Here is a 13985-nt window from a genome sequence, read left to right on the forward strand (position 1 = left end):
GCGGAAGTTCGCGCGGTCGATCGTTCGATGCTACCCGAACGAGGGTGCCCGCGCGGCGCGGCGATCAGTAGTCGTGTGCCGCGTGCGTGTCAGCCGATGTCAGCAGGAACGCGCGAGCCGCAAGCGTGCCTCCTCGCGCGCGGCGGGCGACAGGTCGGGCGCGTAGTGGAACGTACCCGATACCAGCGATGCGACGGGCACGCCGTCGCGGAACAGCACGCGATTGCCGGCCAGCGCCGGTACCTTGTCGCCGGGCAACAGCGTGCCGGCGAGATTCAGCGGATCGGCGCCCGTCACGCAGATGTACTGTCCGTCGCCCGGTTGCCGCCGCAGTTCGCGCAGGATCGGGATGGCCTCGGGCAGCGCGAATTGCTCGCCCGCGAGCCCGGCGACGAAGCGTCCGCCGCGAATCTCGCCGCGTGCTTCGAGGCGCTGCAGCACGCGCACGAGTTCGCGCCAGCTCGGCAGCCAGTCGGCTTCGCGTTCGAGCAATCGCCAGAACACGACGCCGTAGCGGCGCAGCAGCGTCCATACGATATGTTCGAGCGCGTCGGGATCGGTCGTGGCGAGGCCGCGTTTCGCCGCGGGCGCGTCGCCGTCGGGCCGCGGATGACGCTGCACGAGCGCCCAGCGGCCCGCGTCGTCCATCCCGCCGATCAGTGCGCCGCCGCGCCGCGTGCGCGGCGCATAAGTCGCGCTGCGCTTGACGGCCGGCTTCAGCAGCGCGCGCAGGCCCGCGTAGCTGTCCGCATTCACGAGGCCGGCCGACACGAGTTCGCCGAGCGCCTGTTCGAGTTCGACGGGCAGCATGTGCAATTCGTCGAGCAGCGCGTCGAAGAACATCGCGCCGTGCGCGGCAAGCGCATCGCTCACTTGCGTGGCGCGTGCGGACAGCGTCGGTTGCGCATCGGGATCGCGTAGCGCCTGCCATGCAGAGAGATGGCGGCGCGGCAGCAGCACGATCGGCGTCGTCTTCACGGGCGTGCCGGCCGCGCGCGCCGGCGCGCCGATGCGCGTCCACACCAGCTTGCCCGAGCGGCACAGCTCGTCGAGGCTGCCCGCCGTGTAGTCGGTGAGCCGCGCGGGCAGCAGCGCCTCTTCCCACGCGCTCGCCGCCGCCTCGTAGCCTTCGAGCTGTTCGACCACGGCCGCCAGCGCGTCGCGGCCGGCGCCGCGCGTGTCGGGTGCCAGATGTTGCCAGTGGAACAGGAAACGCATGAAATCGGCGCGTTCGACCGGCTCGATCTCGCGGCGCAGCCGCTTCACCGTATAGCGATGAATGCGCGCGAGCAGGTGGCGTTCGCACCATTCGTCGGTCGTCGCGCCCGGCGTGAAGCGGCCGCGCATCACGTAGCCTTCGCGCTCCAGCGCCGCGAGCGCCGTCGCGATCGACGCGGGCGGCAGGCCGAGCGGCGCGGCGATCGCATCGAGCGTCAGCGGCCCGAAGCCGGTGAGCCGCGCGCGCATCACGTCGACGAGCGCCGCATCGGCTTCCCACGGCTGCGCGCACGCGGCCGGCACCTTGAGCGCGGGTGTCGTGCGGGCGTCGGGATGCAGTGCGCGCAGGCAGACGAGCCGCTCGACCGGCACCCACAGCGCGGCACCGCCCGGGGGCGCGAGTTTCGTCGCGCGGCGGCGTTCCGCGAGTTCCGCGAGTCGCTCGGGCCAGCCCGCGTGCGCGTGCGCCTCGCCGTCGGCCACGCACGCGAGGGTGAGCAGTGCGTCGTGCATTTCGTCGGCGTCGCGCACGAGCGGCCACGCTTCGTCGCGCACCGCGTCGATCGCGTCGGCGTCGAGCGCGCCGAGATCGTCGGTCGATTCGGGATCGCTCCAGCGGCGCGACTGCACGGCCTGCGTGCGGCGTTCCTCGAGCGGCGCATCGTCGAGGAACGCGTAGGGCTTCGCGTTCAGGATCTCGGCCGCGAGCGGGGACGGCGCGGGCAAGTCGCGCGCGACGAGCTCGATCGCGCCGCTTTCGATCCGGCGCAGCAGCGCGAGCCAGCCGTCGGTGTCCATCGCGTCGTGCAGGCAATCGTCGAGCGTCTGGTCGACGAGCGGGTGATGCGGAATCTCGCGTTCGCCGACGATGTTCTCGAGGCACGCGACCTGATCGGGGAACACCGTCGCGAGCAGGTCGTCGCTCTTCATCCGCTGCAGTTGCGGCGCGGTGCGCCGGCCGCCGGTGAAGCGCGGCAGCGCGAGCGCGGTGGTCGCGTTCCAGCGCCAGCGCACGCCGAACATCGGCGCGTCGAGCAGCGCCTGGATCAGCACGTGTTCGGCGCTGGCCGAACGCAGGTAGCGCCACACTTCGTCGAGCGCGAAGCTGTGCGCGAGCGACAGCGACAGGATGATCGCGTCGTCCGTCGCGGCGGCCTGCAGTTCGAAGTTGAAGCTGCGGCAGAAGCGCTTGCGCAACGCGAGCCCCCAGGCACGGTTGATCCGGCTGCCGAACGGCGAATGGATCACGAGCTGCGTGCCGCCCGATTCGTCGAAGAAGCGCTCCATCACGAGCGTGTCCTGCGTCGGCAATGCGCCGAGCGCGGCGCGGGTGCGGGCGAGGTAGTCGGCGATCTGGCGCGCGGCGTCGGGCGACAGCCGGAGATCGTCGACGAGCCAGCGCAATGCGGGCGCGAGGCGGCTGTCGCTGGGGGCGAGCGCGGTGGCGGTCGAGGCTTGTGCGTCGGCTTTCGTTTCCGCATTGCTCACCGTGTTGCCGCCCGCGCGCTTTCGCCCGGCGGCGCCGGCCTGCCGGTCGCCTTCGGCGAACAGCGCGTCGAGCCGCGCGCGCAGCCGGCCGACCGCCGCCGACAGCTCGTCGCTGCGCCCGAGTCCTTCGCCGAGCCAGAACGGAATGCCAGGCGATTGACCGTGCGCATCCTCGACCCGCACGCGGCCCGTTTCCACGCGAATGATCCGGTACGACTGATTGCCGAGCTGGAACACGTCGCCGGCCAGGCTCTCGACCGCGAAATCCTCGTTGACGGTGCCGACCTGGATGCCCTGCGGTTCGAGCAGCACCGCGTAGTCGGCCATGTCGGGGATCGTGCCGCCGGAGGTGGTCGCAGTCATCATCGCGTTGCGGCGGCCGCGCACCGTACCGCCGACCACGTCGCGGTGCAGGTACGCGCCGCGCACGCCGCGACGGCTCGTGAATCCCTCGGCGAGCATCTTCATCACTTCGTCGAAGCGTTCGCGCGTCAGCCGCGCATACGGCGCGGCGCGCGTAAAGCTCGCATACAGTGCGTCCTCCTGCCACTCCGTGCACGCGACTTCGGCGACGATCTGCTGCGCGAGCACGTCGAGCGGCGCTTCGGGAATCCGCAGCGCATCGAGTTCGCCGCGTCGCACGCAGTCGAGCAACGCCGCGCATTCCACCAGCTCGTCGCGCGACAGCGGAAAGAGCCGCCCCTTCGGCACGCCGCCGACATGGTGCCCCGAGCGGCCGACGCGCTGCAGGAACGGCGCGATGCCGCGCGGCGAGCCGACCTGGCAGACGAGATCGACGTCACCGATGTCGATGCCGAGTTCGAGCGACGCGGTCGCGACGAGCAGCTTCAGTTCGCCGCGCTTCAGGCGCTGCTCGGCGTCGAAGCGGTGCTCCTTCGCGAGACTGCCGTGATGCGCGGCGATCGCGTCCTTGCCGAGCCGGTCGGCGAGATGGCGCGCCATGCGCTCGGCCGTGCGCCGCGTGTTGACGAACACCAGCGTCGTGCGATGCGCGGCCGCGAGCCCGGCGATGCGGTCGTACACCTGTTCCCATACGTCGGTCGCCATCACCGGTTCGAGCGGCACGTTCGGCAGTTCGAGCGCGAGATCGCGCTCGCGCGTGTGGCCGGTGTCGACGATCGCGCAGTCGCGCGGCGCGTCGGCCGGCCCGCCGACGAGAAAGCGCGCGACCGCGTGGATCGGCTTTTGCGTGGCCGACAGCCCGATGCGCGGCAGCGCGCGGCCGACCAGCGCGTCGAGGCGCTCGAGCGACAGCGCGAGATGGCTGCCGCGCTTGGACGACGCAAGCGCATGGATTTCGTCGACGATGACCGAGCGCACGTTCGACAGCATCTGCCGCCCCGACGTGGACGACAGCAGCACGTACAGCGATTCGGGTGTCGTGACGAGGATGTGCGGCGCGCGCTTGCGCAGCGCGGCGCGCTCGGCCTGCGTCGTGTCGCCCGTGCGTACCGCGGTGCGGATCGCCGGCACCGGCAGGCCGAGCTGCGCGAGCGATTCGGCGATGCCGGCGAGCGGCGCGTCGAGGTTCACGTGGATGTCGTTCGACAGCGCCTTCAGCGGCGATACGTAGACGACCAGCGTCGCGTCGGGCAGCATGCCGTCGTGCGCGAGCGCATCGCGCACCAGCTCGTCGAGCGCGCACAGGAACGCGGTGAGCGTCTTGCCCGAGCCGGTCGGCGCGGCGACGAGCGTCGAGCGGCCGGCCTTGATGTGCGGCCACGCGAGCGCCTGCGCGCCGGTCGGCGCGGCGAACGTGCGCGTGAACCACGCGGCGACGGCCGGGTGGAACACGTCGAGCGCACGGGCGGCGGGGTGGGGAGCTGTGACGTCCATCGGAGCGTTGAAATAGGGTGCGAGCGTGCGGACACATCGCACGCGAATCGAATCGTCAGTGTGCCAGACGCCGCGCGTGCGCGGCGGGCACGCGTGCCGACGATTCCAATGCAGATGGGGGCCTGCACCGCGCTTTCAATGGACGGAAAGTTGCGTGCCCGTCGGCACGCCGAGCGCGCGCTGAATTGTGTCGAATTGCAACTTGGGGCGAGCCCCACGGCTGAATTTTCCGAAACATGGAACGTGCGTTACCAGCGCGAACCGTCCCTAGACGCGATGCAGCCAGCCGAGCCAGTGTTGGACCAGCGGCGCACGCGACCACAGCGACTGCGCGAGCCACAGCGTGCCGCCCCATGCGGCGGCCACGACGATCAGGTCGCAATGTCCGCTGTTCCACAGGTTCAGCGAATGGCGACGCCAGATCCACGGTACGCCGAGCGGATTGGGCCAGTCGGCGAGCAGATGCATCACGCCGCCGCAGGCGAAGCCGAACAGCGGCGCGGCCCACGTCGGATGTGGATGATGGACGAGCCCGTGCCACCCGAGCGCGAGCAGCGCGATCCAGCCGATGCCCCAGTGCGTGATGGTGCGATGCGTGATCCACAGCCGGCGCTTGCGGGTCCACCAGGCGACTTCGAGCCAGTCGGGCGCGGTGCCGCCCGCGACGCCCGCCGCGAACGCGGCAAGCATGCCCGAGTGCCACGGGCCGGTCGCGCCGGTTTGCGCGACGAGGATGGCGGCGGCGACGCCGGCTGCGAAGCCGGATGCGTGATGCGCATTGTGTGATGCCATAGGGAGCGAGACGAAGAAACGTGAAGCGGCGCGTGCACGAAACGATGATGCGGCGCGCAAGCGGGGCGCTATCTTCGCAGATCGAACTGTGCAGCGGGCGGCTGGTTCGCAGATTTTTTCGCACCCGCTGCGGGGCCGGTCGCCCGGTTCGCAACTTTCGGTTTTGTTCGTTGCGCGCTGGCGCGCGTCGCGGACGATCTCGGACGATGCCCGGGCGCGTCGCGGCGCCGCAACGTGACCCCGCGCACGCAATCGGCGACGCTTTCGTCGCACCTCACGTGTTCGACCCTTTTTGTCCCCCTATACTACGAAGCCGGCATATGGCCGTCGGCGCGCCAGCGGCCATCCACGGATCAGGTGCTTTTCCTGCCTGAAGGAGATCCACATGGGGGACATGCAATGACTACGCTGAATCGCTTCAAATCATCCGCCGCCGTGTTGGCGACGGTGGCCGGCATCGGCTTCCTGCCGAATGCGCCGGCCTACGCGAAAGGGCCGCAGCCCGCGGTCCTGACGAGCTCCGCGGTGGCGGTGGCCGACAAGTACAGCGCGGATGCCGCGGAGCGAATCTTCAAGGAGGGCGGCAATGCGATCGACGCGGCCGTCGCGATTGCGTTCACGCTCGCCGTCACGTACCCGGAAGCCGGCAACATCGGCGGCGGCGGCTTCATGACGATCTACAAGGACGGCAAGCCGTACTTCATCGATTACCGCGAGCGCGCGCCGCTCGCCGCGACGAAGGACATGTACCTCGACAAGGACGGCAACGTCGTCAAGGGCATGAGCCTGTACGGCCCGCGCGCGGTCGGCGTGCCGGGCACGGTGGCGGGCATGTGGGAAGCGCAGAAGCGCTTCGGCAAGCTGAAGTGGAAGCAGGTGCTCGCGCCGGCGATCCACTATGCGCGCGACGGCTTCGTCGTCGATGAGCAGCTCGCGCAGCGCGGCGTCGACGCGTCGAAGGAATTCGGCGGCAAGACCAATTTCGACAAGTACTTCTCCGGGCTGAAGGCCGGCGCGAACTTCAAGCAGCCCGATCTCGCCGACGTGCTGACGCGCATCGCGGACGGCGGCGCGGAAGGTTTCTACAAGGGCAAGACGGCCGAGCTGATCGCCGCGTCGATGAAGACCGGCGACGGCAACGGGCTGATCACGACCGAGGATCTCGCGCAGTACCGCGCGGTGTGGCGCCAGCCGGTGCAGGCGAAGTGGAACGGCTACGACGTGATCACCGCGCCGCCCCCGAGTTCCGGCGGCATCGGCCTCGTGCAGTTGCTGAAGATGAAGGCCGATCTCAAGCAGGACTTCGAGGGCGTGAAGCTCAACTCGCCGCAGTACATCCATCTCGTCGCGGAAATCGAGAAGCGCGTGTTCGCCGACCGGGCGCAGTATCTCGGCGATCCCGACTTCTACAAGGTGCCGATCGCGCAGTTGACCGACGACGCATACATCGCGAAGCGCGCGGCCGAAGTCAACCCGAAGGAGCCGTCGGACACGAAGAGCGTGCAGCCGGGCCTCGGCACGACGATGCCGGAGAAGGCCGAAACGACGCACTTCTCGGTGGTCGACAAATGGGGCAACGCGGTGTCGAACACGTACACGATCAACGGCTATTTCGGCTCGGGCGTGGTCGCCGACGGCACGGGCATCGTGCTGAACGACGAGATGGACGACTTCTCCGCGAAGCCGGGCGTCGCGAACATGTTCGGCGTGGTCGGCAGCGACGCGAACGCGATCGAACCGAAGAAGCGTCCGCTGTCGTCGATGTCGCCGACGATCATGACGAAGGACGGCAAGGTGTCGCTCGTGATCGGGACGCCGGGCGGCTCGCGCATCTTCACGTCGATCTTCCAGGTGATCAACAACATCTACGACTTCAAGATGCCGTTGAAGGAAGCGGTCGGTGCGATGCGATTCCATCACCAACTGCTGCCGCCGAACACGATCTTCTGGGAGCCGTACCACCCGATCGAAGGCGAACTCGCGAAGCAGATCGAGGCGCGCGGCTATACGCTGAAGGGGCAGGATTTCAGCGGCGACATCCAGGTCATCAAGATCGACGGCAAGACGCCGGAAGCGATGGCCGATCCGCGCGGGCGGGGCGTGACGCGGATCATTCGTTGAGGTGACGTTGACGTGAAGCGATGCGTGCGCGTCGGCGAAAGCGGCCGCGTACGCCGTTCGGCAGCCGGTGTGTCGACCCGGCTGCCGATTTTTTTGGCCGGTCGTTCGGATGAAGCCCGCGATCCGCGGTTGCCCCCATTTTCATGAATTTGACGCGCGACGCTGGGATAATGGCCGAGTTTGGCTGCGTCAACGATGGAAGGAGGCCCCATGGGCGACAAGGATACCCGCGAGACCGAGGACAACCGCGCCGATACGAACTCGATGGAAGCGCGCCGGCGCCGTTTCGAAGAGGATCTCGTCGACGCGTACGACGAAGAGCTCGAGATGGAGCTCGACGACCGCCGCTTCGACAACGGTGAAGACCTGTTGTTCTCGCCCGAGCGTCGCGAAGCGCGCAAGGAATATTTCCGCGAGCTGTTCCGCTTGCAAGGCGAGCTCGTGAAACTGCAGGACTGGGTCGTGGAAACCGGGCACCGGCTCGTCGTGATTTTCGAGGGGCGTGACGCGGCCGGCAAGGGCGGTGCGATCAAGCGCATCACGCAGCGCCTGAACCCGCGCGTGTGCCGCGTCGCCGCGCTGCCCGCGCCGAACAACCGCGAACGCACGCAATGGTACTTCCAGCGCTATGTCGCGCATCTGCCGGCAGGCGGCGAGATCGTGCTGTTCGACCGCAGCTGGTACAACCGCGCGGGCGTCGAGCGCGTGATGAATTTCTGCACCGACGACGAGTACGAGGAATTTTTCCGGTCGGTGCCGGAGTTCGAGAAGATGCTCGTGCGCAGCGGGATCCAGATCGTCAAGTACTGGTTCTCGATCACCGATCGCGAACAGGAGATGCGCTTCCAGAGCCGGATCGAGGATCCGCTGAAGCAGTGGAAGCTGAGCCCGATGGATCTCGAAAGCCGCCGCCGCTGGGAGGCTTATACGGCCGCGAAGGAAGAGATGCTGCAGCGCACGCATATTCCGGAGGCGCCGTGGTGGGTCGTGCAGGCCGTCGACAAGAAGCGCGCGCGGCTGAATTGCATTCACCATCTGCTCGGCCAGGTGCCGTATCACGAGGTGCCGCGCCCGACGATCGATCTGCCGCAGCGCGAGCATCACGAGGATTACATCCGCCGGCCGGTGCCGGACCACATGATCGTGCCGGACGTCTATTGAGCGGTTCGGGGCGGCTGGATCGGCCACGGACGCGCGCCGTGCCGCGCGGCGCGCGTTACTCCCGGATCAGGAACGCGGCGCGGTCGCGGCCGGCGATCCAGGCGGGCGTGCGACCGCGTCCGCTCCAGGTGGCGCCCGTCGCCGGATCGCGATATTTCGCGCCGATGGTGAACAGCTTCGCGCGACCGCTGTAACCCTGCCCGAAGACCTCCCGCGCGGTCAGCGCATGATCCGTCACGATCTGGCGTACCTGCATCAGTGCCGCTTGGCGTTCGCGGCGGCGCGCGGCCCGGATGCGCCGATCCAGTTCCGCGAGCTGGGCCTGCAGTTTTTGCAGTTGCATGCGTCCGATATCCCCGTCGCTGAATTCTGATGATTGGCAGAGGTGCGATGTGCCGCATGTCTGCACGCCCGACCAGACGTTGGCAGAACGCATGGCGGGCAACACCGGAAGATTAAGTTTCAGCGCGCGGGTTTTCTATCGGACGCATCCGATTTTTCACGGGAATCTGTCCGCCTTACAGTGCGGGGAAGCCCGCGCGTCCTTGCGTCAGGTCGAACAGTTCGGATTTTGCTGCCGCCTCGGCCGTTTCCGGCAGCTTGATCACGAGCTTCACCGTCATCCCGTAAGCGCTGTCCACCAGATCGTAGCCGGCCTGTTCGATCCAGCGGCGCACGCGCGCCTCTTCCGGGTAGCCGATCTCGATCGCGAGCCGCGTGTGGCGAATGCGCTCGACGCGTTCGGCATCGAGCAGCGCCGATGCGATCGCATCGGTGTACGCACGCACCAGCCCGCCCGCGCCGAGCTTCACGCCGCCGTAGTAACGCACGACCGCGCCGAGCACGCCGTCGAGATCGTGATGGCGCAGCACTTCGAGGATCGGCCGGCCCGCCGTGCCGGACGGCTCGCCGTCGTCCGACATGCCCGACTGGCCGCCGGCCAGCAGCGCCCAGCACACGTGGGTGGCCGCCGGATGCTCGTCGCGCAGGCGTTGCAGTACCCGCATCGCGGCATCGCGGTCGTCGACGGGAACCGCGTACGCGATGAAACGGCTCTTGCGGATCTCGAGTTCGCGGACGTAAGAGGTGGCGAGCGAGTAACTCATGCGTCGCGACGCGGAAAGTGTAGGGAAATCAAGGCGATGATGGCTGGTCGATGCGTTTGGCGTTGGCCTGCGGACGGATATCGTCTGCATGAGCGGAGGGCGAAGACGGAATTTTACCGTGGCGCGCGCCGGAGCATTTCGGTGACGCGCGGCATCAACGTATGCCGATCGACGAGCGCAGCGCCGCGGCCAGCGTGCGCAGCGCCTGCCGGGCACGCGCATCGGTCAGGCTCGAGTAGAGCACCACGTCGCGCGTCGGCAACGGCGGGAGCCCGTAGCGCATCCCCACGTCGACGGTGCCGGCGGGCGCGACGCGATGCCCGAGCGCCGCGACGGCCAGGCCCGCGGACACCGCCGCGCCGATCGTCGCCACGCCGCCGCCGACAAAGACTTCCGTCCACGCGACGCCGGCTTCGTCCAGTGCGCCGACCGCCATGCGGCGCACGCTGCACGGTTCGGCCTGCGTGGCGAGCCGCAGCGGTTGCGGCGGATGGTACTCGAAATCGGCCGCCGCCATCCAGCCGAACGACTCCGACAGGATCGTTTCGCCGTCGAGCCGCCGGCTGTCGTGCTGCAATGCGACGGCCGCATCGAGCTGGCCGCGATCGAACGCATCGAGCACGTCACGCGACGTGGCGACGCGAATCTCCAGCACGAGCGCCGGCTCCGCTTCGCTCATCCGCCGCAGCAGCATCGGGAGATCGGCGCCGACGACATGGTGACTGACGCCGATCACGAGCCGTCGCTGGCTCGTGCCGAACGCGCTGATCGCACCATGGTGAGCGGCCACCAGTTCGCGCGCCGGTTCCAGGAACGCGGTGCCGTCGGCCGACAGGCGAACCTGCCGCGGCGTGCGTTCCAGCAGGCGGCGGCCTAGCCCGTCTTCCAGCCGCTTGATCTTCAGGCTCACCGCCGACTGCGTCGTGTCCAGCGCTTGCGCGGCCCGCGTGAAGCTCCTGAGGTCGGCGGTCAGCACAAATGCCTGCACGGCTTCGATGTCGAGCGTTTTCATCGCACCCTTCTTCATTTCAGAATCGAATCATTGAAATATTCTGCCATCTACTTTTTAAATGATTCAAGGTCTTTTACGCTGGCTCCATGTCGTCCGGAATACCGTCCGTTTCTTTCGCCAGGAGTCGATCATGCTGACCGCGTACTACGTGCACCGCCTGCCGGCGGATTACGACCTCGACATCATCCGCCATCGCGTGCGCGAGCGCGGCAGGCTGTGGGACGACACGCCGGACCTGCTGTTCAAGGGCTTCCTGCTGCGCGAGGCCGGCCGCCACGGCGCGACGGAAAACGGCTACGCATCGTTTTATCTGTGGCGCAACGAACAGGCGTTCGCGCGGTTCGTGACGGACGGCCGCTATCGGGTCGTGACGGACAGCTTCGGCCGTGCGCCGATCGATACGCGGGTTGCGCTCGATGCACGCAAGGGCAGTGCGTCGGCGGGACGTTTCGCGTGTCTGGAAACCGTCGAGATTCCGGCGGACGCCGATCTCGATGCGGCATTGGCGTGGGAGATCGCACGCAATCGCGAAGCGGCGGCTCGGCAGGGTGTGGTCGCGGCGGCCGTCAGTCTCGATCCGCTGCGCTGGCAGCTCACGCGTGCGCTCGTGACGGAACATGAGCCGGACGACGGCGGCGCGGGCACGGTGTACCAGGTGCTGCATCTGGCGAGGCCGTTGCTCGACACGCTGGAAGCGGGCGGCGCGTGATGGCCGGCATCGCGTCGCGATTGCCGGCCGGCGTGGTGATCGCCGCGCATCTGGCGGGTGTGGTGGCAGGCATCGCCGCGATTGCGGCGCTTGCGACGGTGCTGGCGCTGTTGGTCAGGTAAAGCGCTTCAGCGCAGTGAGGGTTTGCGCGGGGGCGCCGCACGCACGATGCACGGCGCCCCCGGTCGCTTCATCGTCGCTCGTTCAGTGGCTCTGCAAGCGGATATCGCGCGACGACGCGCCGACATACACGGTTCCGCCCGGGACGACCCGCCAGCCGTTGCGCGACGTATCCCACACGCTCTGCATCCGCGGCGACACGGTCACGCGCACGCGCCGGGCCTCGCCCGGATTCAGCCGGATCTTGTCCCAGCCGACCAGCCGCTTCGGCGGCTCGTCCTTGTACGGCACGCCGAGATAGACCTGCGGCGTTTCCGCGCCGGCAACGCGCCCGTCGTTGCGCACGGTAAACGCGACGCTCAGCGAGCCGTCCCATTGCTTCGACACCGACAGGCCCGAATACGTGAAGTGCGTATACGACAGGCCGTAGCCGAACTCGAACATCGGCTTGATGTTGCGCGCGTCATACCAGCGGTAGCCCATGTTCAGCTTTTCCGCGTACACCGGGTCGGTGTCGAACGCGCCGTTTTGCCCCCACGTCGGCGAATCCTGATCGCGCGCCGGGAACGTCACGGGCAGCTTGCCGGACGGATTGACCGCACCGAACAGCACGTTCGCGATCGCCTTGCCGCCGGCCTCGCCCGGATACCACGCCTCGACGATGGCCGACACGTTGTCCTTCCACGGCATCAGCACCGGATTGCCGCTCTGGACGACGACGATCGTATGCGGATTCGCGCGCGCGACGGCTTCGACGAGCGCATCCTGGTTCGACGGGTTCGCGAGGCTCAGGCTCTGCAGCTCGCCGAAATCCTCGCCGGCCGGCTGCGCGACCACGACGATCGCGACGTCCGAGCGGCCCGCGAGCGCCGCGGCCTGGTCGATTTCCTGCTGCGTGTACGCGCGGAACGGCGACTGCTGGTCGCTGTTGCCCGCATACGTGACCTGTGCGGCCGGCGCCAGCGCGCGAATCGCCGCGACGATCGGCACGTCGACCTTGAGCCACGGATTGCGCCACCAGCTGCACCCGGTCGACGACCCGAACGTCAGGCCGCCGCAACCGGCGAACGAACCCGATACCGGATCGCGCGTGTTGCCCGAGCCGCCGCCGGACAGCACGGCCGAATCCGCATGGCCGCCGATCACGGCGATACGCGACAGCGCCGACGCGACCAGCGGCAACTGGTTGCCGTCGTTCTTCAGCAGAACGATCGATTGCTCGGCGGCCGCCTGCGCGAACCGGTTCCCGGCCGCGAAATCGATCGTGCCGCCGCCCTGGGCCGGATCGTCCATCACGCCGACGCGGATCATCACGGCGAGCTTGCGGCGCACCATGTCGTCGAGGCGCGCGGTCGACACCGAGCCGTTCGCGATCGCCTGCTTGACGGCCGCCGGCGTCAGGTACACGCTCGGCCCGACGTCTTCTTCCTCGTCGAGGCCGGCGTTGATCGCGGCGGCGGTGCTGTGCGTGGCGCCCCAGTCGGACTGCACCTGGCCCTGGAAGCCCCACTCGTTCTTCAGCACGTCGTTCAGCAGGTGAGGGTTCTCGCACGCATAGGTGCCGTTCAGGCGGTTGTAGCTGCACATCACGCTGCCGGGCCGGCCGCGTTTCGCGGCGATCTCGAACGGCAGCAGGTACAGCTCGCGCAGCGTGCGCTCGTCGATCTGCGTATTGCCGCCCATCCGGCCGTGCTCCTGCTCGTTGCCCGCGTAGTGCTTGATCGTGGCGATGACTTTTTGCCGCTGCGTGGCGAGCGTGCGTTCGGCGAGCAGGTCGCCGGCGAGCAGCGGATCCTCGCCGAGATACTCGAACAGGCGGCCGCCGCGCGGCTCGCGCGCGAGGTTGGTGCCGCCGGCGAGGCCCATGCCGAATCCTTGCGCGCGCAACTGGATCGCGACCTGCTTGCCGTAGTCGTACGACAGCCGTCGATCCCAGCTCGCGGCGACCGCGATCGTGGCCGGGAACGTCGTGCTGGCCTGCGACGTACTGCCGGAGCCGGTCGCCGAATCGACCATGTTGAGATCGGGAATGCCGAGCCGCGGCACGCCCTGGATGTAGCCGGCGCCACCGCCCGGCACCTTTGACATTTCGTATTGCGAATGAATGAACTGGAGTTTCTCGTCGAGCGTCATCTTGCGCACGAGCAGGTCGGCGCGCCGTTGCGCGGCGACTGACGCGAACGTGTCGGTCGCGTCAGCCTGCGCATTGAAATCGGCGTCGCCGGCGTAGGCGGTGGTGCAGAGGGTCGCTGCCAGCACGACGGCCGGCCAGAGGGTGTCCCGCATGTTGTTCTCCATGATCGTATTGCCGGTTGTTCGGATGATGTCTGGAGCTGCGTACGTCCGGTGGATTCGCACCGGACGCATTCGGCTGGCGAAGCAGGGTGGATGCGCGTCGGCA

The 13985-nt window shown here is 68.3% G+C and carries 10 protein-coding genes; 4 read left to right on the forward strand and 6 right to left on the reverse strand.

The features are described 5' to 3' along the window. Positions 1 to 99 precede the first annotated feature (99 nt). A complete protein-coding gene (locus CFB52_RS21280) occupies positions 100 to 4563 on the reverse strand; it encodes a DEAD/DEAH box helicase (RefSeq protein ID WP_099317359.1) in 4464 nt (1487 codons plus the stop codon). A gap of 267 nt (positions 4564 to 4830) precedes the next feature. Continuing rightward, positions 4831 to 5355, reverse strand: coding sequence for a metal-dependent hydrolase (locus CFB52_RS21285; protein ID WP_060311074.1), 525 nt, complete (start codon positions 5353 to 5355; stop codon positions 4831 to 4833). Positions 5356 to 5754: 399 nt separating this feature from the next. Here CFB52_RS21285 and ggt point away from each other — a divergent pair, with 399 nt between their 5' ends. Further along, positions 5755 to 7476: a gamma-glutamyltransferase gene (gene ggt, locus CFB52_RS21290; protein ID WP_099317360.1), complete on the forward strand. Its 1722-nt coding sequence runs from the start codon at positions 5755 to 5757 to the stop codon at positions 7474 to 7476. 210 nt (positions 7477 to 7686) lie between these two features. Next, complete coding sequence (gene ppk2, locus CFB52_RS21295) at positions 7687 to 8637, forward strand: polyphosphate kinase 2 (protein ID WP_059639348.1); 951 nt, start codon at positions 7687 to 7689, stop codon at positions 8635 to 8637. A 55-nt stretch (positions 8638 to 8692) separates the two neighbouring features. On the opposite strand, the gene CFB52_RS21300 is transcribed toward ppk2, so the two are convergent. From CFB52_RS21300 to CFB52_RS21310, 3 genes are all read right to left on the reverse strand, one after another. Continuing rightward, positions 8693 to 8980: an H-NS family nucleoid-associated regulatory protein gene (locus CFB52_RS21300; protein ID WP_059582226.1), complete on the reverse strand. Its 288-nt coding sequence runs from the start codon at positions 8978 to 8980 to the stop codon at positions 8693 to 8695. Between the two features lie 175 nt (positions 8981 to 9155). Continuing rightward, on the reverse strand, positions 9156 to 9743 hold the full coding sequence (locus CFB52_RS21305) for a YigZ family protein (protein WP_099317361.1): 588 nt from the start codon (positions 9741 to 9743) through the stop codon (positions 9156 to 9158). A gap of 154 nt (positions 9744 to 9897) precedes the next feature. Then, positions 9898 to 10755, reverse strand: coding sequence for a LysR family transcriptional regulator (locus tag CFB52_RS21310; RefSeq protein ID WP_099317896.1), 858 nt, complete (start codon positions 10753 to 10755; stop codon positions 9898 to 9900). 130 nt (positions 10756 to 10885) lie between these two features. Between CFB52_RS21310 and CFB52_RS21315 the strand changes: the two genes are divergently transcribed. Both CFB52_RS21315 and CFB52_RS35165 read left to right on the forward strand, forming a co-directional pair. Continuing rightward, positions 10886 to 11464: a DUF4865 family protein gene (locus CFB52_RS21315; protein ID WP_180278237.1), complete on the forward strand. Its 579-nt coding sequence runs from the start codon at positions 10886 to 10888 to the stop codon at positions 11462 to 11464. Next, positions 11464 to 11586 carry a hypothetical protein gene (locus tag CFB52_RS35165; RefSeq protein ID WP_257220590.1) on the forward strand — a complete coding sequence of 41 codons (123 nt, stop codon included), beginning with the start codon at positions 11464 to 11466 and terminating at the stop codon, positions 11584 to 11586. The genes CFB52_RS21315 and CFB52_RS35165 overlap by 1 nt, the downstream gene beginning before the upstream one ends. Positions 11587 to 11668: 82 nt before the next feature. Here CFB52_RS35165 and CFB52_RS21320 read toward each other — a convergent pair whose 3' ends face one another. Further along, positions 11669 to 13870 carry a glycoside hydrolase family 3 C-terminal domain-containing protein gene (locus CFB52_RS21320; protein ID WP_099317897.1) on the reverse strand — a complete coding sequence of 734 codons (2202 nt, stop codon included), beginning with the start codon at positions 13868 to 13870 and terminating at the stop codon, positions 11669 to 11671. Positions 13871 to 13985: the final 115 nt, after the last annotated feature.

The organism is Burkholderia sp. AU18528, from assembly GCF_002223215.2.
GTDB classification, from domain to species: Bacteria; Pseudomonadota; Gammaproteobacteria; order Burkholderiales; family Burkholderiaceae; genus Burkholderia; species Burkholderia semiarida.

Excerpts from the sequence above, each read along its gene's own strand:
- ppk2 (WP_059639348.1), top strand. The coding sequence starts at position 7,687 with ATGGGCGACAAGGATACCCGCGAGACCGAGGACAACCGCGCCGATACG.
- CFB52_RS21280 (WP_099317359.1), bottom strand. The coding sequence starts at position 4,563 with ATGGACGTCACAGCTCCCCACCCCGCCGCCCGTGCGCTCGACGTGTTC.
- CFB52_RS21285 (WP_060311074.1), bottom strand. The coding sequence starts at position 5,355 with ATGGCATCACACAATGCGCATCACGCATCCGGCTTCGCAGCCGGCGTC.
- CFB52_RS21320 (WP_099317897.1), bottom strand. The coding sequence starts at position 13,870 with ATGCGGGACACCCTCTGGCCGGCCGTCGTGCTGGCAGCGACCCTCTGC.
- CFB52_RS21305 (WP_099317361.1), bottom strand. The coding sequence starts at position 9,743 with ATGAGTTACTCGCTCGCCACCTCTTACGTCCGCGAACTCGAGATCCGC.
- CFB52_RS21315 (WP_180278237.1), top strand. The coding sequence starts at position 10,886 with ATGCTGACCGCGTACTACGTGCACCGCCTGCCGGCGGATTACGACCTC.
- CFB52_RS35165 (WP_257220590.1), top strand. The coding sequence starts at position 11,464 with ATGGCCGGCATCGCGTCGCGATTGCCGGCCGGCGTGGTGATCGCCGCG.
- ggt (WP_099317360.1), top strand. The coding sequence starts at position 5,755 with ATGACTACGCTGAATCGCTTCAAATCATCCGCCGCCGTGTTGGCGACG.
- CFB52_RS21300 (WP_059582226.1), bottom strand. The coding sequence starts at position 8,980 with ATGCAACTGCAAAAACTGCAGGCCCAGCTCGCGGAACTGGATCGGCGC.
- CFB52_RS21310 (WP_099317896.1), bottom strand. The coding sequence starts at position 10,755 with ATGAAAACGCTCGACATCGAAGCCGTGCAGGCATTTGTGCTGACCGCC.